Consider the following 24,250-nt stretch of genomic DNA (forward strand, 5'->3'; position numbering starts at 1 on the left):
GGATTGTGCAACAAGCCGGCAGGAATCGACTAACGGGGCAGCGTGCGGGCGCTTAACCTTGGATCCTGTCGCAGCCCGTCCCACGGCTGCCACTCGAGTACCTGGGAGGGTTGAACATGTCTACGCAGATCCCCGTCAGTCATATGGCCTTCGTCCGGGCCCGCGCCGGGCGTTCGGCGGAACTCGGTGCGCGCCTCAGCGCCTTGATCGAGCCGTCGCGCGCCGCGCCTGGCTGCCTGAGTTTTTCCTTGCAGCATTCACAGTGCGATCCGGAGTTGTGGCTGGTCTCCGGTTTCTGGACCCATCAGCAAGCGATGATTGCTTATTTCAGCACGCCGGCAATGGAGATTTTCGCCGAGCTGGTGCAGGAACTGGTGGTCAACAGTCTGGATTTTCATACGTTCAAGGAGGTGTCGGCGACCCAGGCGTTGGGGCAGTCCCGGTCGTGGGTACACAAACTCGCGGGTTGAGGGTTTAATGGCGCAACTCTCAATCAGCCAGGATCCGCGACATGGCACGCAAAGCCTTTGACACCTTCGAAGCCGTATCCGCTGTAGTGCCCCGCGAAGGCGGTTACTACGCGGCGATTGCCACCAAAGCCATCGGTGGCTCGGGCGCACCGCGCTTCAACAAATTGCTGGAAGACCAGACCTTCAAGACCGCCAAAGAAGCGGACGAGGCTGCCGCCCTGAAACTGACGCACCTCAAGGGCGTCGGCGAAGACGGCGAGCTGATCTGGTAATTACTTGACCGCCCCCGGGCGGAACATCTTGAACAAGGCTTCCGGGCCCAGCTGAAAGTAATCCGCTGGCCCGCCACCGCGCAGAATCGGTTCTGCCGCGGCGGTGTCGTACACCCCGTCCTTCAACAGCCATTTGGCGATGTGCACGGCGACCACTTCGCCGAGAATCAGCCAGCTCGGCACCACGTTGCCGTCGGCGCGTTGCAACTGAATGATCTGCGTGACCTTGCACTCGAAGGACACCGGGCTTTCTGCAACCCGTGGCACCTGAATGATTTTCGACGCAACGGGCGTCAGCCCTGACAACTCGAACTCGTTGATTTCCGGCGCGACCATCGCACAGCTCTGGTTCATCTGCTCGGCCAGCGGCCGGGTCGCCAGGTTCCAGGCGAACTCGCCGGTCTGCTCGATGTTGTTCAGGCTGTCTTTGCGTCCGACGCTGGAGAACCCGATGATCGGCGGAATGTAATTGAAGGCGTTGAAGAAACTGTACGGCGCCAGATTCAGGCGACCGTTGGCATCCTGGGAGGAAATCCAGCCGATGGGGCGCGGGCCGACGATCGCGTTGAACGGGTCATGGGGCAGGCCGTGGCCGTTGGCGGGTTCGTAGAAGTGGATGTCGTCGGGCATGGCATATATTCCGGGAGGATCGGGAGGCAGTCATGGTGCAAGGACGAACGGATAATTTCCAGCGATGAGATTCAAATGTGGGAGCGAGCCTGCTCGCGATAGCGGTGTGTCAGTCAGCCAATTTGTATCTGATACACCGCTATCGCGAGCAGGCTCGCTCCCACAGGGTTTTGTGTCGGTAGTAAACAAAAGGGGCAGACCCGTTAAGGTCTGCCCCTATTTTTGTGGCGCTAACGAACTCAGTCCGTCTCGATCCGCGAATGTTTGCGGGTGTCTTTCATGGTGATGTACACCAGCAACGACACGGCAATACACGCGGTGACATACCAGTAGTAACCGGTTTCCATGCCGATGCTCTTGAACCACAGCGCGATGTATTCAGCGGTACCGCCGAAGATCGACACGGTCAGGGCATAGGGCAAGCCAACGCCCAGCGCACGGATCTCGGTCGGGAACAGCTCGGCTTTCACCACCGCGTTGATCGAGGTGTAACCGCTGACGATGATCAGCGCCGCCATGATCAGGAAGAACGCGCCCCACCAGCTCTGGATGGTGTGCAGGGTGGTGAGGATCGGCACGGTGAACAGGGTGCCGAGGACACCGAAGGCAATCAGGATCGGCCGACGACCGACTTTATCCGACAGCCCGCCGATGATCGGTTGCAGGCACATGAACAGGAACAGCGTGGCAGCGGAAATGGTGGTGGAGTCGGAGATGCTCATGCCGACGGTGTTCACCAGGTATTTCTGCATGTACGTGGTGTAGGTGTAGAACGCCAGGGTGCCGCCCATGGTCAGGCCGACCACGGTCATCAGTTCCTTGGGATGGCGCATCAGCGTGCGCATGGCGCTTTCTTTTTTCTCTTTCTTGACCTTGGTGAACGACTCGGTCTCTTCCATGCCGCGACGCAAGTACAGCGCGACCACGGCACACAGTGCGCCGATGGCGAACGGGATGCGCCAGCCCCAGGCATACAGCTCTTCGGTGGTCAGGAAGTTTTGCAGCACGATCAGCACGCCCAGCGCGATGAGCTGGCCGGAGATCAGGGTCACGTACTGGAAGCTGGAGAAGAAACCGCGACGGTCCTTGGTCGCCATCTCGCTGAGGTAGGTGGCCGAGGTGCCGTACTCGCCACCGACCGACAGGCCTTGCAGCAGACGCGCGAAAATCAGCAGGATCGGCGCGCCGATGCCAATGGTTTCATACCCCGGGCTCAGGGCGATCACCAGCGAGCCGAAACACATCAGGTACACCGAAGCCATGAGCGCTTTCTTGCGACCGGCCTTGTCGGCGTAGAGGCCCATCAGCCAGCCACCGATCGGACGCATGAGGAAGCCCACGGCGAAGATCGCAGCGGTGTTGAGCAGTTGTGCAGTGGTGTCGCCTTTCGGGAAAAAGGCTTTGGCGAAGTACAGCGAGAAGGCGGCGTAGACGTACCAGTCGTACCACTCGACCATGTTGCCGACCGAACCGCTGAAGATCGATTTGATGCGACTGGCGGTGGTTCTTTCTTTGGCCGGCACGGCAGCCGACCCAAGGGGCAGGGCGTTGGAGTTATCCATTGAAGGATCCTTCGTTTAATTGTTTTTGTGGAGCGCGTTTAAACGCAGCCTGAGGGGGCTATAGCAGGAGGTGTGCCAATCGAGAGAGGGCCGGTTTAGAGGGGGGTTGACGCTTGAGTGAGCGGAAATCCGCTTATCGGAAATTGAGTGTGAGCGAAAAATCGCTTATGAACTTGGAGTTTGTGTTGTGTGTGCCGGCCTCATCGCGAGCAGGCTCGCTCCCACAATGGCCCGCGTACACCGTTCAAAATGTGGGAGCGAGCCTGCTCGCGATGAGGCCAGTGCAGGCACTGCAAAATCAGCTGTCTTGCAGGAACATCTCCCGCGTGAGCCCATGCCGCTGCATCTTTTCATTGAACGTCCGACGGGGCAGTTGCAGCTCTTCAAGCACTGCCTTTACATCGCCCTTGTGCCGGGTCAGCGCCGCGCGCAGGCAATGTGCTTCGAACGCTTCCGCTTGCGCCGCCAGCGACTGGCCTGGATCGATCCCGACCGGTTCCGGCTCACCCAGTCCCAACACCTGCCGCTCGGCCACGTTCGCCAGTTCGCGCACATTGCCCGGCCAGTCATGGCTCAGCAAATGGCTCAACTGCGGGCCGGTCAGCGGCGGGAATGTGCGCCCCAATCGTTCGGCAGCGCTTTGCGCAAACGACTCGAACAACAGCGGAATGTCTTCGCGACGCTCACGCAACGGCGGCAAACGCAATTCGGCGACGTTCAACCGATAGGCCAGATCCTCACGAAACCGTCCGGCCCGGGCCTCATCCAGCAGATCGGGTTTGGTCGCAGCGATGATCCGCAAATCCACGCGAATGCTCTGATTGGAACCCAACCGCTCCAGCTTCTGCTCCTGCAGCACCCGCAACAATTTCACTTGCTGGGCCAGCGGCATGCTTTCGATTTCATCGAGAAACAGCGTGCCGCCATCGGCGTATTCGAGCTTGCCGATGCGCTTGCCCTGCGCGCCGGTGAACGCGCCGCTCTCGTGCCCGAATAGCTCAGCCTCGAACAACTGCTCGGGGATCGCCGCGCAGTTGAGCGCGACAAACGGCTTGTCGGCACGCGGGCCGAAGTCGTGCAGGCAACGGGCGACCAGCTCCTTGCCGCTGCCGGTTTCACCGCGAATCAACACGTTCACCGGCAATGCCGCCAGATCCAGCACCTGCCGGCGCAGGGTCTGCAGGCCACGGGACACGCCGAGCAACGTCGCGTCGAGTTTGGCGCGGTTATCGGCCTGTTCGTGCAACGCGCGGTTTTCCAACACCAGCCGGCGCTTGTCCAGCGCACGGCGCAGGCTGCCGAGCAGGGTTTCCGGGCTGAAGGGTTTTTCGAGGAAATCGTAGGCGCCATCGCGCATCGCATCGACCGCCATCGGCACGTCGCCGTGCCCGGTCAGCAGAATCACCGGCAAGTCGGCATCGCGGCGCTGCACTTCGGCGAGCAGTTCCAGCCCGGTCATGCCAGGCATGCGCACGTCGCTGAGGATCACCCCGGGAAAATGCTTCGGTAGCTGCGCCAGGCATTCATCGGCGCGGCTGAACAGCTGCACCTCGAAACCCGACAGGCTCAGCCATTGCTCGACGGCGCTGCGGATGCTGCTTTCGTCGTCGACCACCATCACTGAATTCAGCATGCGCCGGGCGCCTCCGGATCGATGGGCAGGGTGAGGGTGAACACCGCGCCGTTGTCGTGGTTGTCGGCACTCAGGCGGCCGCCCGATTCGTGAACGATGGCAAAGGATACGGCCAGACCGATGCCCAGGCCATCGCCCACCGGTTTGGTGGTGAAAAACGGATCAAAGACCTTCGGCAGATTCTCTTCGGCGATGCCGCCGCCGTTGTCGATGACGCTCAGGCGCCACAGTTGTTCGTCGGCTTCGAGGCGGATTTCCAGACGTTTGCAGGGTTTGTCCTGCATCGCATCCAGGGCATTGCGCAGCAGGTTGATCAGCACCTGTTCCAGACGAATCGCATCCCCCCGCACCCAGGCCGGGCGCGTCAGGTGCAGCACGGTGCTGACCTGTTCATCGCGCAGGCGCGTGTCGAGCAGTTGTAACGATTGGTCCACCACCGAAGCCAGGTCCAGGCGTTCGCGCAAGCCGCTGGGGCTTTTGCGGGCGAAGGTTTTCAGGTGGCCGGTGAGGGCGGCCATGCGCGTCAGCATGTCATCCACCGGTTTCAGTGCCTTGTAGGCGTCGTCGACCCGGCCGTGATCGAGCAACAGCCGCAGCGTGGCCAGTTGCATGCGCTGGGCGGTCAACGGTTGATTGATTTCATGGGCCAGTGCCGCCGACATCTGGCCGAGGGCGGCCAGTTTGGCCGATTGCACCAGACCGTCCTGCGCCGTGCGCAGGTCGCGGGTGCGTTCTTCCACCAGTTGTTCGAGTTCTTCGCGACTGCGCTGGCGCATCTTCGCCAGACGCCAGCGCTGGTTGAGGAACAGCAGCAGAAACACCAGCGTCAGCCACAACCCGGCAGCGGCGAGCGCGGCGTTTCGACGGTCTTCAAGCGCCACTTGCGGACGCCGCAGCAGGTGCAGCGTCCAGCCCTCGGCGGCCAGCGGCAAGGACTCCCACAAGTAATCCGCTTTACCGTCCGGGCCATCGACCCGCGTCAGTTCACTGTTGTCGTCAAAGCGCCGCAGCGATTGATAGCCGAGCAGCGTCAGCGGCTGCTTGTCATATTGGCGGGTGGCCTTGAGTTCAGCGAGGTCGCTGTCACTCAGCGGTTTCAACTGGCGATAGCGCCAGCCCGGCTGATTGGCGATGAAGATGATCCCGCGGGCGTCACTGACCAGCAGCGTGTCGCTGCCCTGACGCCATTCGCGCTCCAGTTCGGGAAACTCGAGTTTCACCACCATCGCACCGAGAAACCGGCCATCGTCATCGGTGACGGCGCTGGACAGGAAGTAACCGGGAATCCCGCTGGTCACGCCCACCGCATAAAAGCGCCCGGTGCCCTGGGTGCGGGTCTGGCTGAAGTAGGGGCGAAAACCGTAGTTGTGGCCGACGTAACTGCTGGGCAAACGCCAGTTGCTCGCCGCCACGGCGAGGCCGGTGTGGTCGAGCAGTTCCAGCGTCGAGGACTCGGCCGCGCCGTTGATCTTTTCCAGTTTGCGGTTCAACGCGTCCTGCTGTTCGGCGGTGACCGGCCCGGTGAGCGCCGAACGCAATTGCGGGTCAAGGGCGAGAACGGCGGGCAGGGCGCGGTAGCGATCGATCAGGGTGTGCAGAGAGGCGGCGTACAAACCCAATTGCTGATTGGCGCGCGCCGCGTCTTCGACCAGCGCCTGGCGCTCGGCGTGACGCATGGCCAGGGTGGCGGCGAGGGCTGCACCGGCAAGGATAAGAAAGGTGTACAGCGTCAGACGCAGGGTGCGAGAGGTCTCAAACATGCTGGGCGTTACACAATGTGTACGGAGGGGGCGCACCATAACATGAGCCACAAAAAAGGCGACAGGAGCCTGCTCCTGTCGCCTTTTTCTTTGTCAGTCGAAGCGCTTACTGCACTTCTACCGCCAGACTTTCACTGATCTTTTTCTGCCAGATGGCAGGACCGGTGATGTGTACCGATTCACCCTTGCTATCAACGGCAACGGTCACCGGCATGTCTTTCACGTCGAACTCGTAGATCGCTTCCATGCCCAGTTCGGCGAAAGCCACTACGCGGGATTTCTTGATCGCTTGCGCCACCAGGTAAGCCGCGCCGCCGACTGCCATCAGGTAAACGGCCTTGTGGTCCTTGATCGCATCGATTGCGGTCGGGCCGCGCTCGGATTTGCCGATCATGCCCAGCAGGCCGGTTTGTTCGAGGATCTGACGGGTGAACTTGTCCATCCGCGTTGCAGTGGTCGGACCGGCTGGCCCAACGACTTCTTCGCGCACCGGATCAACCGGGCCGACGTAGTAGATGAAGCGACCTTTGAGGTCCACCGGCAGGGTTTCGCCCTTGTTCAGCATCTCGACCATGCGCTTGTGCGCAGCGTCGCGACCGGTGAGCATCTTGCCGTTGAGCAGGACGGTTTCGCCCGGCTTCCAGCTTTGCACGTCTTCCGGGGTCAGGGTGTCGAGGTTGACGCGACGGGCCGACGGGCCGGCTTCCCAGACGATTTCCGGGTAGGCATCCAGCGGTGGCGCTTCCAGCGAGGCCGGGCCGGAGCCGTCGAGCACGAAGTGCGCGTGACGGGTGGCGGCGCAGTTCGGGATCATGCACACCGGCAACGAAGCGGCGTGGGTCGGGTAATCCATGATCTTCACGTCGAGCACGGTGGTCAGGCCACCCAGACCCTGGGCGCCGATGCCCAGTTGGTTGACCTTCTCGAACAGCTCCAGGCGCATCTCTTCGATACGGTTGGACGGGCCGCGCTTCTTCAGCTCGTGAATGTCGATGGATTCCATCAACACTTCCTTGGCCATGACCGCGGCTTTCTCGGCGGTGCCGCCGATGCCGATGCCGAGCATGCCCGGTGGGCACCAGCCGGCGCCCATTTCCGGAACGGTCTTCAGTACCCAGTCGACGATCGAGTCGGACGGGTTGAGCATGGCCATCTTCGACTTGTTCTCGGAGCCGCCGCCCTTGGCCGCCACGTCCACTTCCACGGTGTTACCCGGAACGATGGAGTAGTGGATAACGGCCGGGGTGTTGTCCTTGGTGTTTTTACGAGCGCCCGCCGGGTCGGCGAGGATCGAGGCACGCAGGACGTTTTCCGGCAGGTTGTAAGCCCGGCGCACGCCTTCGTTGATCATGTCGTCCAGGCCCATGGTGGCGCCATCCCAACGCACGTCCATGCCCACGCGGACGAACACGGTGACGATGCCGGTGTCCTGGCAGATCGGGCGGTGGCCGGTGGCACACATGCGCGAGTTGATCAGAATTTGCGCCATCGAATCACGGGCCGCTGGCGATTCTTCGCGCAGGTAGGCTTCGTGCATCGCCTGGATGAAATCCACGGGGTGGTAATAGGAAATGAACTGCAGGGCGTCGGCAACGCTCTGAATCAGGTCGTCTTGCTTGATCACGGTCATGAGTCGCGCTCCTCTAAAAGACGGGAACATTCAATAAGGTGCTTGCAGCTTGGGTGCATCGGTCGGTTGCAAGCACCTTTACAAGGCACGCCGGGCATGCTGGCGCGACGCTAAAAAGGCGCGGCAGTATAACGCGCCTCGGTCCCGGGTACACGCGCCGGCAGTCAATCGTTGGTCGCATAGGTCGTTGATACGGATTGAGTCGGCGAGCGCGTTCCCCTGTAGGAGCCGTATTCGCGAGCAAGCCCAGACACAAAGGATCGTGCGCAAATTAGCGTTCAGTCGGTCATCGCATTGACGCCAGTTTTTCGCTCTGAAAATTGAATGGTCATTTATCAAACACGTCACTACAGTGGCATTCGGTCTGTAGAGTAAGACACTCGGTCAGCCTCCTTTCGCACGGTGAGTCAACGATTGACCCATAACGCTATCCAGCGCCTTTTGCTCAAACGTTTTGCCCTTGCGGCCGGCACCTACGCCTTGGCTCTAATGCTGCTGTGGCTGGCGTTTTTCACCGGTCATTACGATCAACCCCTGGCCAGCGTCGCCGTTGGCAGCGCGCTGGTGGTCATCAGCCAGGCGGCGCTGTTCGCGGTGTTTTACAGCGGCTGCAACCTGCGGTTTTCCGACCCGAGCCTGACCGAAGCGCAAGTGTTGCTGGGGCTGACTTGGCAGACGTGGCTGATCGCCCATCTGGACGAAGCCCGTGGCGCGTTCCTGGTGTTCTACGTGCTGATTCTGTTGTTCGGGCTGTTTCACCTGTCGCGCCGGGCCTTTGCTCGATGCGCGTTGATGGTGTTTTTCAGCTTCAGTGCGATCACGCTGTGGGAGGGCTACCACTTCCAGTTGGCCGACCCGGCGCTGGCCGCGTTGCAGGTGTGCGTACTGTTTATCGTACTGGTGTGGCTGGAGCTTTATGCCCGACATGTCCAGGCCTCGCGCCAGCGGATGCGTCAGCGCCGGTTCGCCTTGCAGGCGCATCAAGACACCCTGCGCGGAATGATGCGTCAGCTCGAAGACCTGGTGGCTACCGACGAATTGACAGGATTGTTCAACCGCCGGCATTTCCTGCGCCTGGCCTCCCGCGAGCTCAACACCATGGAGCTCGGCGTGGTGCATGGCCTGGCGCTGATCGACCTCGACCATTTCAAACGCATCAACGATGTGCACGGCCACGCTGCCGGCGATCAGGTGCTGCAAGCTTTCGCCGGTGTGGCCAATGCCTGTCTGCGTGAGGGTGACGTGCTGGCCCGTTATGGTGGCGAAGAGTTCGTGGTGCTGCTACCCGATTGCAGCGCCGAACGCCTGACGTCCTGTTGCGAGCGGCTACGGATTGCCTTCACTGATGTCGAGTTGATCGGCCTGAAGGTCGGCAATATCAGCCTGTCGGCGGGCATGACACTGTTGGAACTGGGTGACGATCTCGACGATGCCTTGCAGCGTGCCGATCAGGCGCTCTATCGCGCCAAACGCGACGGCCGCAATCGTTGCGCGGCGGCGTGGGAGAACGCCGATGCCTGAATTGCGGGTCGGCGATCGGCAATGGTCGGTAGCAGCGGGCAGCAACCTGCTTGATGCGTTGAATCAAAACGGCGTGTCCGTTCCCTACAGTTGCCGCGCCGGCAGTTGTCATGCGTGCCTGGTGCAATGCACGCAAGGATTGCCGAATGACAGCCGCCCCGATGCCTTGAGTGCAGAGCAGCGTCAGCAAGGCTGGCGTCTGGCGTGCCAGTGTCAGGTGGTCGAGGATTTGCAGGTGCATGCCTTCGACCCACAACAGGACGGCCAACCGGCCGAGGTCGCCGCCGTCGATTGGTTGAGCAGCAATGTGCTGCGTTTGCGCCTGACACCTCAGCGTCCGTTGCGCTACAGCGCCGGGCAGCATCTGGTGCTGTGGGCCGGTAGCGTGGCGCGGCCGTACTCACTCGCCAGCCTGCCGGGAGAAGACCGCTTTCTGGAGTTTCACCTGGATTGTCGCCAGCCCGGCGCATTCAGTGATGCCGCGCGTCAGTTGCAGATTGGCGACTCGTTGCGTCTTGGTGAACTGCGCGGCGGCGCACTGCATTACGACGCCGACTGGCATAACCGGCCACTGTGGCTGATGGCCGCCGGCACCGGGTTGGGCCCGTTGTTTGGCGTCTTGCGTGAAGCCCTGCGACAGGATCACCAGGGCGTCATCCGCGTTATTCACCTGGCCCATGATGCCGATGAGCATTATCTGGCCAAACCCCTGCAAGCCATGGCCGCCAGTCGTGCGAACCTCAACATCGAACTGTGGACACCGACCGAGTTGGCCGCGGCTTTGGCGCAACTGCGGCTTGTTTCCCGGCAAACCCAGGCCTTACTCTGCGGGTCCCCCGACAGCGTCGATGCCTTCGCCCGGCGCCTGTACCTGGCGGGACTGCCGCGCAATCAACTGCTGGCCGACGTCTTCCTGCCCCGCGGTTGAGCGCTGATTTCTCAGACGCGAGACCGACCATGACCGATGCCATCCAGATTGAACGCGAACGCGGCCTGTTGACCCTGCGCCTGAATCGCCCCGACAAGAAAAACGCCCTGACCCGCGCCATGTACAGCCACTTGGTCGAAGCGTTGAAACAGGCTGACACCGACCCCGACATCAACGCCGTGCTGATCACTGGCAGTGCCGAGTGTTTCACCGCCGGCAACGACATCGCCGACTTCATTCAACAACCGCCGAGCAACCTCGACAGCCCGGTGTTCCACTTCATGCTTAATCTGCTCGAATGCCGCAAACCGGTGATCGCTGCTGTGGCCGGTGCGGCAGTCGGAATTGGCACGACGCTGCTGCTGCATTGCGATCTGGTGTATGTCAGCCGCGATGCGCGATTGCGCATGCCCTTCGTCAACCTCGGCTTGTGTCCGGAATTCGGCTCCAGTCTTTTATTGCCTCGCTTGCTTGGGCATGCCAAAGCGTCTGAATTGTTACTGCTGGGCGAAGGTTTCAGCGGGGAGCAAGCGGCCGAGTGGGGGATTGCGACCGAAGCGCTGGGCAGTGGCGAAGCGGTGTTGGCCAAGGCGCGGGAGATGGCGTTGCGCTTTGAGTCGCTGCCACCGGAAGCGGTGCGCATCAGCAAGCAATTGATGAAAGCCCCGGACCGCGAACAGCTGCGCAAGGTGATAGAAGAAGAGGGCGCGTTGTTCACCCAGCGGCTGCGTTCGCCGGAGGCGATGGCGGCGTTGTCGGGGTTTATCAATCGGCGTTGAATTGGCGTTGGCCGGGCTGCCGCCATCGCGAGCAGGGGATTTGTGGTGTACGCAAATCAAATGTGGGAGCGAGCCTGCTCGCGATGGCGTCAGCCCAGGCAACACACCTTCAAGATCGAAAACCAAAAAGCCCCGCCATTCACATGGCGGGGCTTTTGTTTTCAGCAACCGGTCACTCAGACCATCGGATCGCCAACGTGCAGGATTTTCATCCCGTTGGTGCCGCCGATGGTGTGGTAGCTGTCGCCCTTGGTCAGGATGACCCAGTCGCCTTTTTCCACAACGCCGCGTTTCAACAGTTCGTCGATCGCAGCCTGGCTGACTTGCTCAGGCGGCAGCGAGGCCGGGTCGAACGGAACGGTGTAGACGCCACGGAACATGGCCGCGCGGGCCTGGGTTTCGCGGTGCGGGGAGAACGCGTAGATCGGTACCGAAGAACGGATGCGCGACATGATCAACGGCGTGTAGCCACTTTCGGTCAAGGCGATGATCGCTTTCACGCCCGGGAAGTGGTTGGCGGTGTACATGGCCGCCAGCGCGATGCTCTGGTCGCAGCTTTCGAAGACCTTGCCGATGCGGTGGCTGGAGGTCTTGCTGGTCGGATGCTTTTCAGCGCCGACGCAAATGCGCGCCATCGCTTGCACCGCTTCCAGCGGGTACAGACCGGCAGCACTTTCTGCCGACAGCATGACGGCGTCGGTGTAGTCGAGCACGGCGTTGGCCACGTCGGACACTTCGGCGCGGGTCGGCATCGGGTTCTGGATCATCGACTCCATCATCTGGGTCGCGACGATCACAGCCTTGTTGTGGCGGCGTGCGTGCAGAATGATCTTCTTCTGGATGCCCACCAGCTCGGCGTCGCCGATTTCCACACCGAGGTCACCACGCGCGACCATGACGGCGTCGGAGGCATTGATCAGGGCGTCGAGGGTGGCGTCATCGGCCACGGCTTCGGCGCGTTCAATTTTCGCCACCAGCCAGGCAGTGCCGCCGGCTTCGTCGCGCAGTTGACGGGCGTATTCCATGTCGGCGGCATCACGCGGGAAAGACACGGCGAGATAGTCCACCTGCATTTCCGCGGCGAGCTTGATGTCGGCCTTGTCTTTTTCAGTCAGGGCCGGCGCCGTCAGGCCACCACCGCGACGGTTGATGCCTTTATGGTCGGACAGCGGACCGCCGATGATCACGGTGCAGTTCAGTTCGGTGGCGGTGGCGGTATCGACGCGCATCACCACGCGACCGTCGTCGAGCAGCAGCTCGTCGCCCACGCCGCAGTCCTTGACCAGATCCGGGTAGTCGATGCCGACCACTTGCTGGTTGCCTTCGGTCAGAGGATGGCTGGTAGAGAAGGTGAATTGATCACCAATCTTCAGTTCGATCTTCTTGTTGGCGAATTTGGCGATACGGATTTTCGGGCCTTGCAGGTCACCCAGCAGGGCAACGAAGCGGCCGTGCTTGGCAGCGAGGTCACGCACCAGCTTCGCGCGAGCCTTGTGCTCGTCGGGGGTGCCGTGGGAGAAGTTCAGGCGGGCGACGTCCAGGCCAGCCAGAATCAGCTGTTCTAGAACTTCCGGCGAGTTACTGGCCGGGCCAAGGGTAGCGACGATTTTGGTACGACGGACGGACATGCAAAGACTCCTGAGTTCAAGCGCTGAGTGAGGCTACTATGGTCTTGGGGTGTAGTCATTGTTCGTTTGCACTACTTTTTGTGAAGCGCTTTGTTATTCGTCTTTATCTTTAAATGAACATTCCTGAAGATTTTCGCCTACGGGTCGATACAGAACTCAAGACAGGAGAACCCCCATGCGATTCGTGCTCATAGCCGCCCTTGCCCTCAGTGTTGTGGGCTGCACCCGTTTTTCGATGAACCATCATTTGAATAATGCCTACAGCGCTTATGACCGTGGCAATTGCGAGCAGGTGACGCTCGAACTGTCCAAAGTTGAACGTGCCAGCCGCGCGCGGCCTTATGTGTGGCCAGAAGTGTCGATGCTGCGCGGTTTGTGCCTGGAACGACAGAAGATGTTCGTGGATGCGGCGCAAACCTACCAGTTCATCCAGGCTTCGTACCCGCAAAGCGAGTATGCCTACCGCGCCCGCGCCCGGCTGGAAACCTTGCAGTCGCTGGGGCACTACCCGCTGCGCAGCACCGCGGTGGTGCGTCCGACGCGCTTCTGATTGCAGTTGTCATTCCAAGGCTGGCTCACGCGCGACGGTGAGCTATAGTCGAGTAACCGGTTTAGCGCCTTGACTCTCGACCGAGGTAACACCTGTGATCGGCAGGAGTAAGCGGCAGCGCAGTACGGACTGTCGCACCGGGATTGGGGAGAGCGCGCCTATTGCCTGGCTCACGTTTTAGACAGGCAGGCCCGTTCCGAAGCATTAGTGCGGCTCTGCTTAAGGGCCTTGCGTAGCGAATTCAGCATGTTCACTGACCGCCGGATCGAGCGGCATCAACTGCCGTATTTTCTGAGAGTGTTCAACAGCGTCACCGACAAACCGATTGGCTTCCTCGGCAACGTCTCCGCAGACGGGCTGATGCTTATCAGTCAGTTGCCGATGATGATCGGCGCCGATTTTGATCTGCGCCTGAAAATTCCCATGGCCGATGGTTGCCAACAGGTCATTGACCTCAAAGCCTGCTGCCTGTGGTGCCATGAGGATGCGACGCCTCACCACTATGACGCCGGGTTCAGTCTGCAACGGGCACCGCCGGAGTATGGGCAATTGGTGGAGGCGTTGAAGCGGTACTTCAGTTTTCAGCCGTTGCCCGCTTCTGCCTGACGACAGCGGTGTATTTACAATCGCCATCGCGGGCAAGCCCGCTCCCACAAGGTTTTATGGCGATCACATAATGTGTGAACACCCCGGAACACTGTGGGAGCGTGCTTGCCCGCGATGGCGTCGGTACAGACAATAAGTATCGACGGATGGCAGGCATCAGGCGCACGAGCTGGCGGGCTCTGCTTGATCCTTAAGCAGTGGCGCACTCTGCGTACCACCACTAAAACACCCCGGCCTTCTTCCATTCCAGATAGCGCGTCACCAGCGCGGCGCCCAGTTCATGAGTGCTTGCATCCAGTACCGGTACGCCATGGGCATTCAGCCGTTCATGAAGTTCGGCCCGTGTATTCAAGAAGTCCACCGTCCCGCAATAAACCAGCGCCTCGGACAAGGTTTGCACGGTTGTCTGACGCAGGCTGTCGAGTACGTCTTCGCGCAGGCTGGCGACCAGCACGCGATGTTGCTTGCTCAGGCGTTTGACCGCCGTGAGCAGCTCCTCATCGTCTTCGTCCCGCAGGTTGGTCATCAATACCACTAACGAGCGGCGTTTTTGTCGAGCCAGCAGATGAGTTGCCGCGGCCTGATAGTCAGCACTGCGTTGGGTGCTGTTCAGGTCGTAGACCGTGTTGAGCAATACGTTGAGCTGACCTGCACCTTTCACCGGTGCAAGATAGCGCGGTTGATCGCTGGCAAAGGTGCTCAGTCCCACCGCATCGCCCTGGCGCAACGCCACGTAACTCAACAGCAGGCACGCATTCAGCGCATGATCGAAATGTGCCAGTTCGCCGTCCTGGCTGCGCATGCGGCGGCCGCAGTCGAGCATGAAAATGATCTGCTGATCGCGCTCGTCCTGATACTCCCGAGCAATCGGGGTGCGCTGGCGGGCGGTGGCTTTCCAGTCGATCTGGCGCAGGCTGTCGCCTTCGCGAAATTCCCGTAACTGATGAAACTCCAGACCCAGGCCCCGTCGTTGCCGCTGGCGCACGCCAAGCTGGCTGAGCCAATTGTCCACCGCCAGTAGTTGGCCGCCGTAGAGACGGGCGAAGTCGGGGTAGACGCGGGTGTGGTCAGTGACACTCAGAAGCCGTTTGCCGGACCACAGGTGCAAGGGGCTTGGCAGGTTGATTTCGCAGTGTTCGAAGTTGAAGTGGCCGCGCTTGAGCGGGCGCAGCCGATAGCCGATCTGCGTGTGTTGGCCGGGCTGAAGTTCGACTGACAGAGGGAGATTTTCGAAGCTCAGGCCGTCGGGGACGTGGTCGAAAATCTGGATCGTCAGTGGTTGGGGAATGTTGTGCTCAACCTCAAGGAGCACTTCGCTCCAACGGCCGAGTGCCAGGCTGCCTGGCATTTGTCGTGTTATCCGGGGTGAGGGCAGGCGTGTGAGGCGCACAGCATCGAGTATTGCCAGGGCCAGCAGCGCCAACAGCAATCCCCAGTTGATCGACAACAGACTAGAGGGCACCGCAATGTCCAGTGCGCGCAAGGTACCCAGCACGATGCCGATGGCCAGCAGGATTGCGAGCCAGATCAGCAGCAGGCGCGAGGGTTTCACAGACGCGGCGCCGGCACTTGATCGAGCAGTTGCCGCAGCACGTGATCGACCTCCAGTCCTTCGATATCCAGCTCCGGTGCAATGCGTACACGGTGGCGCAGCACCGCCAGTGCGCAGCCCTTGATGTCATCCGGAATCACGAATTCACCGCCGCGCAACAAGGCGCGCGCCCGTGCGCAGCGCACCAGTGCAATGGACGCCCGAGGCCCGGCGCCGAGGGTCAGTCCGGGCCAGCTGCGGGTGGTGCGGGCCAGGCGTACGGCGTAATCGAGGACCTGATCGTCCAGCGGCAGATCACTGGCGATGCGTTGCAAGGCCAACACGTCCTTGGCTTGCAGAACGGTGCGCAGCGGTTGCACATCGAGCATGTCGGCCCGGGTCGAACGGCTGACCTGACGCACCATGCTCAGCTCTTGTTCGGCGTCGGGGTAGTCCATGCGCACCTTGAGCATGAAGCGGTCGAGTTCGGCTTCCGGCAGCGGGTAAGTGCCTTCCTGTTCGATGGGGTTTTGCGTGGCGAGCACCATGAACGGTTGCGCGATGGGCAGAGCGCGGCCTTCGAGGGTGACTTGCCGTTCCTGCATGGCTTCGAGCAGCGCGGCCTGGGTCTTCGCCGGGGCGCGGTTGATTTCGTCGGCGAGCAACAGGTTAGTGAACAACGGCCCTTTGCGCAGTTTGAATTGCTCGGTCTGCAAGTCGTACACCGCGTGTCCGGTGACGTCGCTGGGCATCAGGTCCGGGGTGAACTGGATGCGCGCGAACTCGCCACCAAAACAGCGGGCGAGGGCGCGCACCAGCAATGTCTTGCCCAGTCCCGGCACGCCTTCGAGCAACACATGGCCGCCGGCAATCAACGCGGTGAGCACGTCGTCGATCACCGTGTTCTGACCGATCACGGCTTTTTGCAGTTCTACTCTTACCGCTTGGGCCAGGTGACTGGCGCGTTGGCGCTGCTGCTCGGCGTGGCTCGGTGCGCCGGGCTCGATCTGTTCACTCATAAGGCATTCCTCAAGGTTTGCAGGTGAGCGACCTGACGGCTGAACTCAACGCTGGACAGCCGTTGCTTCGGTCGTGGGCTCATGGCCTGGCTGATAGCGCGTGTGGGTTGGCCGGTCAGGCGTGCGAGTACCAGCCATTGCTCGGCGACGCCGAGTTGTTCAAAACCGGGATGACGGCGCCGCACTCGGCGCAGGATGTCTTGCTGCAACGCTTGCAACAGACTGCCTTGACCGCTGCGGCGCAAGATGAAATCGGCGCTGGCACGCAGGTGTTCCTGAAGTTGCCGGCGGGCTCTCGGCACCGGTTCAATCAATGGGCCGTGGCGCACACCGACATGCCAGAGGCCAAGGCCGATCAGGGCGATGAGCGCGACCAGTGCCTGAGGGAAGTAGCGCAGCAACAAGGTCAGCAGGTTGTCGTGATCGGTGTTAAACAGCAGCGTCACCTGGGTGTCCGCGGTCAAGTACCAGAGCAGCCAGGCGTTGTCGTATTGGTCGATGGCCGGGGTTTTCCACAGGTCGGCATCGGTGACCACGATGATCGAGCCGAGCCCGTGGTTGAGCTGCATCATGTGCGTGGCCTTGCCGCTGTTGGCCCAGGCTTGCGCGAGATTTTTCGGGTCTTCGAGATGGAATGCGGTATCGAAGGTGGCGTAGGCCGGGCCGTCTTCGTCCTCAAGATACAGTTTTGTCAGGTTGGGGTAAGGATCCTTGCCGGTCTCCGGCGGCGGGTCCTTGAGGTCTTTGCTCAGTGATTGGTGCACCTGGACCCTGTCGAGCAGCAGGTCATTGCTTTGGCCGGTTTTTTCATCCCACAGCGATTCGGCGATGAATAACAGACGCCCGCCGGCGCGGGTCCAGTTCATCACTTGGTCAATCTGCCGCGGGGTCATGTTGTACCGGTCGCCGAGCAGCAAAAGGCTGTGCTGGCGCGGGTCCAGTGTCGGCAGCATGTCGAGACTGTTGGCATGGCCGACGGTCAGGCCTTGTTTGCGCAGGAAATGCTCGGCGGCCAGATAAGGGTTGGCCTGGGCTTCGGGCGAGGGGCCGTGATCGATGTCCGTCTGATAGGGCGTTGCCTTGAAATACAGATAGACACTCAGCGCAGCCAACAGCACTGCGATGAGCACGCCGCCCGCCAGCCAGAGCCGCCGGTTCAATGCGCCGCTCCCGGGCCGAACAGCGCTCGCCAGCCATCACAGAGTTCCTGTTGCACGTGCGCGGCGGGCAGGCGATGCCCGTAGGCCATGTTTTGCCAGTGTCCCGTCAGGTTTTTGCTGAAAGTCAGCAATGCTGGTTGCTGCAGGTGTTTGACGCGCTCCAGCACTTCACCTTCGGTGTCGGCCGGTTTCAACGCCATGTTGTAGTCGTGCAACAAGTGGCTGAGCAGGGCGCGATAGAGCAACCCGAGCGCCTCACGCGGATTGGATTGCCAGAGACTTTCGGCACTGGCGGCGATGTCGGCAGGCAGGGTTTCGCGGCTCAGGTCCAGGCCGAATGCCTGCCGTGGTGGCGTCCGTGTGACTTTGCGCGGCAACGCCGGTCGGCGACTGACGAACGCCTGCAACCAGTCACGGTAACGCCAGATCAACAAACTGATAGCGCCGATCACCATACCCCACAGCAGCGCTTCAATCAGGGTCGCCAAGGCACCGAAACGCTGGTTATCCAGCAACTTGAGCAGCGCCTTCAACCACTCGGGAGCTTTGCCTTCGTCCTGGGTTTCGGCGTCAGGTTTGTCTTCGCCGCCAAAACGATAGCGGGTGACCGTTTCCTTGTTCTTGAACGGCGGCTGATCGAGGATCGTCCTGATGCTGTCCCGGGACGCCTGACTGGTCAGTGGCTGGTCCAGCAGCCGCGGGCTGTCCGGCGAAACGACTGACTCGGCGGCCCACAGGTTTTGCGCCGCGGGCATCAGTAAAAATGCCGCCAGTAGCAGGGCGCCGGCGGTACTGCTCAAGCGTTGGCGCAGACGGCGGAACACCAACTCGATATCCCAGGCCTCCAGCACCGTGCGCCGGTTCAGATAAAGGCTGAAGCCGCAGGCCACGTAGACCGGTTCCCACACCACCAGCACCAACACGTAAAACACGTTGGTCAGGTGTTCCAGCCAATGCCAGTCTTGCGTGGCGGCGGACAGCAACGTCTGCCAGCTCCAGTCGAGTTCGATCTGTTGCGGCAGGAACAGATAGAACAGCATCATCAAGCCGATCCACAGTGCACTTTCCACATGCACGCCGATGATCGTCAGCCACCGCGCCGCGCCGCCGTCGCGTTGCAACAGCACCTGCAAGCGCTGTTGCCGCGCTTGCCCACTCAGGCCTTCGAGTTGCACCACCGGCATCAGGAAACTGCGACTCAGACTCAAGCGTCGCCAGGTCAGACTGGCAAGCAATTGCGGCTTGAGCAGTTGGGGCCATTGGCGCAGCGCCTGTTTCAAGGTCGGCGTTTCACCGAACATTGCTTTGGACAGGATGTACAGCGGCAGGCGTTCGAAGGCCGGTTTCAGCCACCAGAAAATGAACGCGGCGAGGGACGGTGAATCCCACAGCAACAAGGTGAGCAGGGCGAAAACCGGCAAGGTCACGATGGCCCAACTGGTCATCAGCAGGCGTCGGTGCCGCTGGCTCAACAGAACGCCGAGGTCCATGGCCTCCCAGGTTGTGCGAGGGCGGATCACCACGGTGGCGTCACTCAGGCGCATGACGAGTCCGTCCGGCAAACAGCAGATACATAGCCACCAGACACCAAAGCGCCGCGCCGACCAGATATTTGGTCATCGGCGTCGGCCCGGTCATGGATGACCAGTAGGCTTCGATAAACGCGGCAATCAGCAGAAACAGCATGACCCCGCAAATCAGCAACACGCTTTTGCGCGCCGCGACTCGCAAGGCTTCAGCGCGTGGCAGGCGCCCCGGCGCGATCAATGCCCAGCCCAGTTGCAGGCCGGCGGCGCCCGCGAGGGCAATGGCGCTGAGTTCGAAAGCACCATGGCCGATCACGAATGACCAGAAGGTTTGCCCATAGCCGATCTGCGTCAGGTGCCCGGCTACCGCGCCGATCATCAAGCCATTGAAGAACAGGAAAAACACGCTGCCCAGGCCAAACAGCAAACCGCTGGCGAAGGTCTGAAACGCGATGCCTATGTTGTGCATGATGTAGTAGCCGAACATCACCCAGTCTTCACTGGCCGCCCGTTCCGCCGAGCGACCCAGGTGTCCGGCATTGGGGTCGTACATGCTTTGCATGTCGCTGACCTGTTGCGCCGGGATCAGGTTGTAGACCAGGTCCGGAAACAGATACACCAGCAGCGCGAAGCCGATCAGGCTGCCGAAAAACATCAGGCTGGCGGCAAGCACGAAGCGCCATTGTTCGCGTACCAGCCGCGGAAAATCCGCGAGGATGAAGCCGAGCACGTTGGCGCCCAAACGGCTGCGATGCCGATACAGCTGTTGATGCCCGCGCAAGACCTGTTGCTGCAAAGAGTCGATCAGGAAGCTGCTGTAGCCACGTTCCTGAGCCAGCGCCAGGTGTTGGCAGAGCCTGCGATAGTCTTTCGCGAAACTGGCGACTCGTGAGGTGTCTTTGTTGCGCTCCAGCCTGTCGAGCATGAGGGAAAACTGCGCCCATTCAGCCTTGTGGCGGTTCTCGAAAAGACTCTGCTTCATGCGGGGCCCAACAAACCGCGGGCGATGCCGTTGAGTTCCGTCACCGCTCGTGGCGCTGGAACCTTCAACGGTTGCGCGAGGAGGGTGGCGAGCTCGGTGACCCGTGCTTCGGACAGTTCACCCTGGCGTTCGGCAAACCCGAGGATGGCGCGTTGTTCGGCCAGCGTCATGGCGAAGGCCGGACGTCGTGGTTCTGCCTCGGGCACTTGCGGTCGGGTGAGTGGCTGTTCGCGGTAGATCACCAGCGTGCCCGCGGCCAGGTCGCCAAGGCGTTTGAAGCTGGGGTGTTGCAGGCAACTGATGACGCCGAGGAAATAGCCGAACGGCAACAGGTCGACGAATCGCAGCAGGTTGCGTAACAGCGAAGCGGACCAGCCGATCGGTGTGCCGTCATCCTGCACCACCCGCAGGCCCATCCATTGCTTGCCCGGCGAACGCCCCTGATTGAGCACTTCGAACAACACCATGTACCACCAGCTCACGGCGAACAGCAGGATCGAGCCCAGCCCGGCGCCGAGTTTCCCCAGAAACGCGAGGACAATAAACAGCAGGCCCAGAATCAACCCGCGCAGCCCGAGGTCGATGCAGAACGCCAGCGCACGCACCATCAACCCGGCCGGGCGCAGTGGCAAGTCGATACCTTCCGGCGTTTCAACCTGATACCGCGTATCCAGTGGCGGGGACAGCGTCGCTTTCCTTGGCAGTGCTGTGGTCTCGAGCATGGGCAACCTGATGATGTGGCCTGATCGGGATTCTCTGTGGGGCCGATGCTAGCAGCCTCACGGGTGAAAACGACATAACTATGTATTGCACGGTGCGTGGTCAGAGGTGATTGAATGCAAGATTACTGGCCGGGGCGGGATGTGAACGCCTAGACTTCGCCGATCTTCAGTTCAGGAATAGCCCGTGACCTCGATCTTCTGGTACGACTATGAAACCACCGGCATCAACCCGCGTTGTGACCGTCCGCTGCAAGTGGCGGGGCTTCGCACTGACTTTGATCTCAATGTCATAGACGAGCCGGTCAATCTTTATTGCCAACCCAGTGAAGACATCCTGCCGCATCCGATGGCCTGCGCGATCACGGGTATCACGCCAGGTCAACTGGCCGAGCACGGTTTGAGCGAAGCCGATTTCATGACGCGGGTCCACGCGCAGCTGGCGGCGCCGGGCACCTGTGGCGCGGGTTACAACACCTTGCGTTTCGATGACGAGATGACTCGTTACAGCCTGTACCGAAATTTCTTCGACCCCTATGCCCGCGAGTGGCAGGGCGGTAACAGTCGTTGGGATCTGATCGATGTGGTGCGAGCGGCGTATGCCTTGCGGCCCGATGGCTTGGTTTGGCCGACGGACGACGAGGGGCGGGTGACGCTCAAGCTCGAACGCCTGACCGCCGCCAACGGCATCGATCACGGCAATGCTCACGAAGCGCTGTCGGACGTTCGCGCGACCATCGCGCTGGCGCGGCTGATTCGGGAAAAGCAGCCGAAGCTCTATGACTGGCTGTTCCAGTTGCGCAGCAAACAAAAGGTGATGGATCAGGTACGGCTGTTGCAGCCGATGGTGCACATTTCCGGGCGTTTTTCGGCGGAACGCAGTTATGTCGGCGTGGTGTTGCCGCTGGCCTGGCATCCGCGCAACAAGAACGCGTTGATTGTCTGTGACCTGCACCTGGACCCTCAGGGTTTGCTCGATCTGGATGCCGAGACCTTGCGCCAGCGTCTGTATACCCGTCGCGATGAACTGGCCGATGGCGAACTGCCGGTGCCGCTCAAACTCATTCACATCAACAAATGCCCGGTGGTGGCGCCGTTGTCGGTGCTTCGTCCCGATGATCAGCAACGCCTGGGGCTGGATATGGCGCTTTATCAGGAGCGCACGCTGCGGCTAAGTGCCGCACAAACAATGTGGCGAGATAAAGTTCAGGCCATTTACGCCCGCGAGGATTTTGCCCAGAGCCAAGACCCTGAACAACAGTTATACGATGGTTTTATCGGTGATCGGGACCGGCGTCTTTGTGAGCAAGTCCGAGCGGCTGACCCGGCGCAATTGGCGCAAGAGCAATGGCCGTTCGATGACGAACGTTTACCTGAATTATTGTTTCGATATCGCGCCCGTAACTTTCCCGATACGTTGAGTTTCGAAGAGCAAGAACGCTGGCGAATATTCTGTCAGCAACGTTTGTCAGCGCCCGAGTGGGGGGCGCCCAATACCCTTGAAGCATTTGAAGAAGCGGCAGCCCAATTGAACATTACTGCGACTCCTTTGCAGCAAGAGGTGCTCAATGAGTGGAACAATTATGTCCAGACATTGCGCAAACGTTTGAATTTTTGAAAATGCTCAGGCCTGAATCTCGGGCATAAAAAAACGCCAGCGTTTGCTGGCGTCCTTTTCTGTCGCGGATTGCTCTGCGACAAGCTTGCGGCTTAGCCCAGCAGGGTAGCCCAGCCTTCAACCACGTCACCGCCCCACTTGGCTTTCCACTCTTTCAGAGTTTTGTGGTTGCCACCTTTGGTTTCGATGACTTCGCCGTTGTGCGGGTTTTTGTATTGTTTAACTTTGCGAGCACGCTTGGTGCCAGTAGTTTTTACTGCGCCGCCGCGTGGTGCTTTGGTTTTGGATTCTGGATCCAACAGCGCAATGATGTCACGCAGGGACTTGGAGTATTCGCCCATCAGGGTGCGCAGTTTGCCTTCGAATTCCAGCTCGGTTTGCAGTTTGTCGTCTTGGGACAGGTTCTTCAAACGGGCTTGCAGCTCTTTGATAGCTTCTTCGGTGGCGCGATATTCGTTGATCAAGGACATGGGGACTACCTTATGTTAGGCGCTGGATGGCAGGGGACAGTGCGGCAATAATAGTCAGGGTGTTTCATCAAGTAAACATTTAAACCGGAGTTTATTTAAATTAGTTGTCGTGAATAGGGCACAGGCTGGATGTGCAGTTAAATAGTGTGACCCAGGTATCACAGATATTCACAATTGAGCACTTGAAGATTGGCAACAAGAACACCATTGCGCGGGTGAACGGGGCTTTCAACGCTTGTGCCTGACGTCCTCGCACAACGCAAGGTGTCATCTATACTGCAGTTTTTTCGCGCAATCGCTAGAATGGCGGCCTTTGCGAAGTTCTGGAGTTTCCCCCTCATGCGCACTTTTCGGCTGGTGATTGCTTGCCCGGACCGCGTCGGCATCGTTGCTAAAGTCAGTAACTTTCTGGCGTCACATAACGGCTGGATCACTGAAGCGAGCCATCACTCGGATAATCTCAGTGGCTGGTTCTTCATGCGTCACGAAATTCGGGCCGATTCTCTGCCTTTCGGTATCGAGGCTTTCCGCGAAGCGTTCGCGCCGATTGCCGAAGAGTTCTCGATGAACTGGCGCATTACCGATACCGCGCAGAAAAAGCGCGTGGTGTTGATGGCCAGTCGCGAGTCACATTGCCTGGCTGACTTGCTGCACCGCTGGCACAGCGATGAACTGGATTGCGAAATTTCCTGTGTGATTTCCAACCATGATGATTTGCGCAGCATGGTCGAGTGGCACGGTATTCCGTACTACCACGTGCCGGTCAATCCGCAGGACAAAGAGCCGGCGTTCGCCGAAGTCTCGCGCCTGGTCAAACAGCACGATGCCGAAGTGGTGGTACTTGCCCGTTACATGCAAATCCTGCCGCCCGAGTTGTGCAGCGAATATGCGCACAAGGTCATCAACATCCACCACAGCTTCCTGCCGTCGTTCGTCGGGGCCAAGCCGTATCACCAGGCTTCCATGCGTGGGGTGAAGTTGATCGGTGCGACGTGCCACTATGTCACCGAAGAACTGGATGCCGGCCCGATCATCGAGCAAGACGTGGTGCGTGTCAGCCATAGCGACAGCATCGAAGACATGGTGCGTTTCGGCCGTGACGTCGAGAAAATGGTGCTGGCCCGTGGTCTGCGTTATCACCTGGAAGACCGGGTGCTGGTGCATGGCAACAAGACCGTGGTGTTCTGATACCCATACGACACGGTTGAAATTCGAAGGGCCTGGGCGTTCAATCGCTCAGGCCCTTCGCCGTTTCT

The 24,250-nt window shown here is 60.5% G+C and carries 22 protein-coding genes; 9 read left to right on the forward strand and 13 right to left on the reverse strand.

The genetic code is table 11. From position 1 onward, the window contains the following. Positions 1-116: 116 nt before the first annotated feature. Both F8N43_RS17400 and F8N43_RS17405 read left to right on the forward strand, forming a co-directional pair. Complete coding sequence (locus F8N43_RS17400) at positions 117-470, forward strand: putative quinol monooxygenase (RefSeq protein ID WP_150631152.1); 354 nt, start codon at positions 117-119, stop codon at positions 468-470. A gap of 41 nt (positions 471-511) precedes the next feature. Then, entirely contained in the window at positions 512-742 is a 231-nt protein-coding gene (locus F8N43_RS17405) for a hypothetical protein (protein WP_150639448.1), read from the forward strand. Here the strand turns inward: F8N43_RS17405 and F8N43_RS17410 are convergent, their stop codons facing one another. From F8N43_RS17410 to F8N43_RS17430, 5 genes are all read right to left on the reverse strand, one after another. Next, positions 743-1,372 carry a flavin reductase family protein gene (locus F8N43_RS17410; RefSeq protein WP_150631150.1) on the reverse strand — a complete coding sequence of 210 codons (630 nt, stop codon included), beginning with the start codon at positions 1,370-1,372 and terminating at the stop codon, positions 743-745. It lies immediately after the preceding gene. Between the two features lie 239 nt (positions 1,373-1,611). Then, positions 1,612-2,934: an MFS transporter gene (locus tag F8N43_RS17415; RefSeq protein WP_150631149.1), complete on the reverse strand. Its 1,323-nt coding sequence runs from the start codon at positions 2,932-2,934 to the stop codon at positions 1,612-1,614. A gap of 298 nt (positions 2,935-3,232) precedes the next feature. Beyond that, complete coding sequence (locus tag F8N43_RS17420; protein ID WP_150633237.1) at positions 3,233-4,567, reverse strand: sigma-54-dependent transcriptional regulator; 1,335 nt, start codon at positions 4,565-4,567, stop codon at positions 3,233-3,235. Further along, on the reverse strand, positions 4,561-6,327 hold the full coding sequence (locus F8N43_RS17425; protein WP_150654085.1) for a sensor histidine kinase: 1,767 nt from the start codon (positions 6,325-6,327) through the stop codon (positions 4,561-4,563). Before F8N43_RS17425 ends, F8N43_RS17420 begins: the two co-directional genes overlap by 7 nt. Positions 6,328-6,433: 106 nt before the next feature. Continuing rightward, on the reverse strand, positions 6,434-7,957 hold the full coding sequence (locus tag F8N43_RS17430) for a fumarate hydratase (protein ID WP_150633235.1): 1,524 nt from the start codon (positions 7,955-7,957) through the stop codon (positions 6,434-6,436). 414 nt (positions 7,958-8,371) lie between these two features. Between F8N43_RS17430 and F8N43_RS17435 the strand changes: the two genes are divergently transcribed. From F8N43_RS17435 to F8N43_RS17445, 3 genes are read left to right on the forward strand one after another with little or no spacing between them, the layout of a single operon-like run. Next, positions 8,372-9,478 (forward strand): sensor domain-containing diguanylate cyclase, encoded by a 1,107-nt coding sequence (locus F8N43_RS17435; protein ID WP_150639445.1) that lies wholly within the window; start codon positions 8,372-8,374, stop codon positions 9,476-9,478. Beyond that, positions 9,471-10,406 carry an iron-sulfur-binding ferredoxin reductase gene (locus tag F8N43_RS17440; RefSeq protein ID WP_150633233.1) on the forward strand — a complete coding sequence of 312 codons (936 nt, stop codon included), beginning with the start codon at positions 9,471-9,473 and terminating at the stop codon, positions 10,404-10,406. The genes F8N43_RS17435 and F8N43_RS17440 overlap by 8 nt, the downstream gene beginning before the upstream one ends. A 29-nt stretch (positions 10,407-10,435) precedes the next feature. Next, positions 10,436-11,185 carry an enoyl-CoA hydratase-related protein gene (locus tag F8N43_RS17445; protein ID WP_150654086.1) on the forward strand — a complete coding sequence of 250 codons (750 nt, stop codon included), beginning with the start codon at positions 10,436-10,438 and terminating at the stop codon, positions 11,183-11,185. Between the two features lie 176 nt (positions 11,186-11,361). On the opposite strand, the gene pyk is transcribed toward F8N43_RS17445, so the two are convergent. Then, entirely contained in the window at positions 11,362-12,813 is a 1,452-nt protein-coding gene (gene pyk, locus F8N43_RS17450; RefSeq protein WP_150633231.1) for a pyruvate kinase, read from the reverse strand. Positions 12,814-12,988: 175 nt separating this feature from the next. Between pyk and F8N43_RS17455 the strand changes: the two genes are divergently transcribed. Together F8N43_RS17455 and F8N43_RS17460 are read left to right on the forward strand one after the other, a co-directional pair. Then, positions 12,989-13,363 carry a tetratricopeptide repeat protein gene (locus F8N43_RS17455; RefSeq protein WP_150633230.1) on the forward strand — a complete coding sequence of 125 codons (375 nt, stop codon included), beginning with the start codon at positions 12,989-12,991 and terminating at the stop codon, positions 13,361-13,363. A gap of 246 nt (positions 13,364-13,609) precedes the next feature. Further along, on the forward strand, positions 13,610-13,969 hold the full coding sequence (locus F8N43_RS17460) for a PilZ domain-containing protein (RefSeq protein ID WP_150639444.1): 360 nt from the start codon (positions 13,610-13,612) through the stop codon (positions 13,967-13,969). A gap of 220 nt (positions 13,970-14,189) precedes the next feature. On the opposite strand, the gene F8N43_RS17465 is transcribed toward F8N43_RS17460, so the two are convergent. Genes F8N43_RS17465 through F8N43_RS17490 form a run of 6 tightly spaced genes read right to left on the reverse strand, consistent with a single transcriptional unit; the run spans position 14,190 to position 20,909 of the window. Next, the gene (locus F8N43_RS17465; protein ID WP_150654087.1) at positions 14,190-15,521 is read right to left on the reverse strand and encodes a DUF58 domain-containing protein; all 1,332 of its coding nucleotides are present in this window, start codon (positions 15,519-15,521) and stop codon (positions 14,190-14,192) included. Continuing rightward, positions 15,518-16,519, reverse strand: coding sequence for an AAA family ATPase (locus F8N43_RS17470; protein WP_150633227.1), 1,002 nt, complete (start codon positions 16,517-16,519; stop codon positions 15,518-15,520). Before F8N43_RS17470 ends, F8N43_RS17465 begins: the two co-directional genes overlap by 4 nt. Then, a complete protein-coding gene (locus F8N43_RS17475; protein ID WP_150633226.1) occupies positions 16,516-17,679 on the reverse strand; it encodes a DUF4350 domain-containing protein in 1,164 nt (387 codons plus the stop codon). Before F8N43_RS17475 ends, F8N43_RS17470 begins: the two co-directional genes overlap by 4 nt. Beyond that, positions 17,676-19,223, reverse strand: a complete 1,548-nt coding sequence (locus F8N43_RS17480; RefSeq protein ID WP_150639443.1) for a DUF4129 domain-containing protein — start codon at positions 19,221-19,223, stop codon at positions 17,676-17,678. The genes F8N43_RS17475 and F8N43_RS17480 overlap by 4 nt, the downstream gene beginning before the upstream one ends. Then, positions 19,210-20,187, reverse strand: a complete 978-nt coding sequence (locus tag F8N43_RS17485; RefSeq protein WP_150654088.1) for a stage II sporulation protein M — start codon at positions 20,185-20,187, stop codon at positions 19,210-19,212. The genes F8N43_RS17480 and F8N43_RS17485 overlap by 14 nt, the downstream gene beginning before the upstream one ends. Further along, on the reverse strand, positions 20,184-20,909 hold the full coding sequence (locus F8N43_RS17490; RefSeq protein WP_150639441.1) for an RDD family protein: 726 nt from the start codon (positions 20,907-20,909) through the stop codon (positions 20,184-20,186). Before F8N43_RS17490 ends, F8N43_RS17485 begins: the two co-directional genes overlap by 4 nt. A 184-nt stretch (positions 20,910-21,093) precedes the next feature. Here F8N43_RS17490 and sbcB point away from each other — a divergent pair, with 184 nt between their 5' ends. Next, positions 21,094-22,524, forward strand: a complete 1,431-nt coding sequence (gene sbcB, locus F8N43_RS17495; protein WP_150654089.1) for an exodeoxyribonuclease I — start codon at positions 21,094-21,096, stop codon at positions 22,522-22,524. 92 nt (positions 22,525-22,616) lie between these two features. Here the strand turns inward: sbcB and mvaT are convergent, their stop codons facing one another. Then, the gene (gene mvaT / locus F8N43_RS17500; protein WP_007933316.1) at positions 22,617-22,994 is read right to left on the reverse strand and encodes a histone-like nucleoid-structuring protein MvaT; all 378 of its coding nucleotides are present in this window, start codon (positions 22,992-22,994) and stop codon (positions 22,617-22,619) included. A 339-nt stretch (positions 22,995-23,333) separates the two neighbouring features. On the opposite strand from mvaT, the gene purU reads away from it, so the two are divergent. Further along, positions 23,334-24,182 carry a formyltetrahydrofolate deformylase gene (purU, locus tag F8N43_RS17510; RefSeq protein WP_008031689.1) on the forward strand — a complete coding sequence of 283 codons (849 nt, stop codon included), beginning with the start codon at positions 23,334-23,336 and terminating at the stop codon, positions 24,180-24,182. The last annotated feature ends 68 nt before the right edge of the window (positions 24,183-24,250 follow it).

The sequence above is a fragment of the Pseudomonas fluorescens genome (genome assembly GCF_902498065.1).
In the GTDB taxonomy this organism is placed as follows: domain Bacteria; phylum Pseudomonadota; class Gammaproteobacteria; order Pseudomonadales; family Pseudomonadaceae; genus Aquipseudomonas; species Aquipseudomonas fluorescens_BJ.

What these genes read in the sequence shown, in the direction of transcription:
- F8N43_RS17400 (WP_150631152.1), top strand. Translation starts at nt 117, where the DNA reads ATGTCTACGCAGATCCCCGTCAGTCATATGGCCTTCGTCCGGGCCCGC.
- F8N43_RS17405 (WP_150639448.1), top strand. Translation starts at nt 512, where the DNA reads ATGGCACGCAAAGCCTTTGACACCTTCGAAGCCGTATCCGCTGTAGTG.
- F8N43_RS17410 (WP_150631150.1), bottom strand. Translation starts at nt 1,372, where the DNA reads ATGCCCGACGACATCCACTTCTACGAACCCGCCAACGGCCACGGCCTG.
- F8N43_RS17415 (WP_150631149.1), bottom strand. Translation starts at nt 2,934, where the DNA reads ATGGATAACTCCAACGCCCTGCCCCTTGGGTCGGCTGCCGTGCCGGCC.
- F8N43_RS17420 (WP_150633237.1), bottom strand. Translation starts at nt 4,567, where the DNA reads ATGCTGAATTCAGTGATGGTGGTCGACGACGAAAGCAGCATCCGCAGC.
- F8N43_RS17425 (WP_150654085.1), bottom strand. Translation starts at nt 6,327, where the DNA reads ATGTTTGAGACCTCTCGCACCCTGCGTCTGACGCTGTACACCTTTCTT.
- F8N43_RS17430 (WP_150633235.1), bottom strand. Translation starts at nt 7,957, where the DNA reads ATGACCGTGATCAAGCAAGACGACCTGATTCAGAGCGTTGCCGACGCC.
- F8N43_RS17440 (WP_150633233.1), top strand. Translation starts at nt 9,471, where the DNA reads ATGCCTGAATTGCGGGTCGGCGATCGGCAATGGTCGGTAGCAGCGGGC.
- F8N43_RS17445 (WP_150654086.1), top strand. Translation starts at nt 10,436, where the DNA reads ATGACCGATGCCATCCAGATTGAACGCGAACGCGGCCTGTTGACCCTG.
- pyk (WP_150633231.1), bottom strand. Translation starts at nt 12,813, where the DNA reads ATGTCCGTCCGTCGTACCAAAATCGTCGCTACCCTTGGCCCGGCCAGT.
- F8N43_RS17455 (WP_150633230.1), top strand. Translation starts at nt 12,989, where the DNA reads ATGCGATTCGTGCTCATAGCCGCCCTTGCCCTCAGTGTTGTGGGCTGC.
- F8N43_RS17460 (WP_150639444.1), top strand. Translation starts at nt 13,610, where the DNA reads ATGTTCACTGACCGCCGGATCGAGCGGCATCAACTGCCGTATTTTCTG.
- F8N43_RS17470 (WP_150633227.1), bottom strand. Translation starts at nt 16,519, where the DNA reads ATGAGTGAACAGATCGAGCCCGGCGCACCGAGCCACGCCGAGCAGCAG.
- F8N43_RS17480 (WP_150639443.1), bottom strand. Translation starts at nt 19,223, where the DNA reads ATGCGCCTGAGTGACGCCACCGTGGTGATCCGCCCTCGCACAACCTGG.
- F8N43_RS17485 (WP_150654088.1), bottom strand. Translation starts at nt 20,187, where the DNA reads ATGAAGCAGAGTCTTTTCGAGAACCGCCACAAGGCTGAATGGGCGCAG.
- F8N43_RS17490 (WP_150639441.1), bottom strand. Translation starts at nt 20,909, where the DNA reads ATGCTCGAGACCACAGCACTGCCAAGGAAAGCGACGCTGTCCCCGCCA.
- mvaT (WP_007933316.1), bottom strand. Translation starts at nt 22,994, where the DNA reads ATGTCCTTGATCAACGAATATCGCGCCACCGAAGAAGCTATCAAAGAG.
- purU (WP_008031689.1), top strand. Translation starts at nt 23,334, where the DNA reads ATGCGCACTTTTCGGCTGGTGATTGCTTGCCCGGACCGCGTCGGCATC.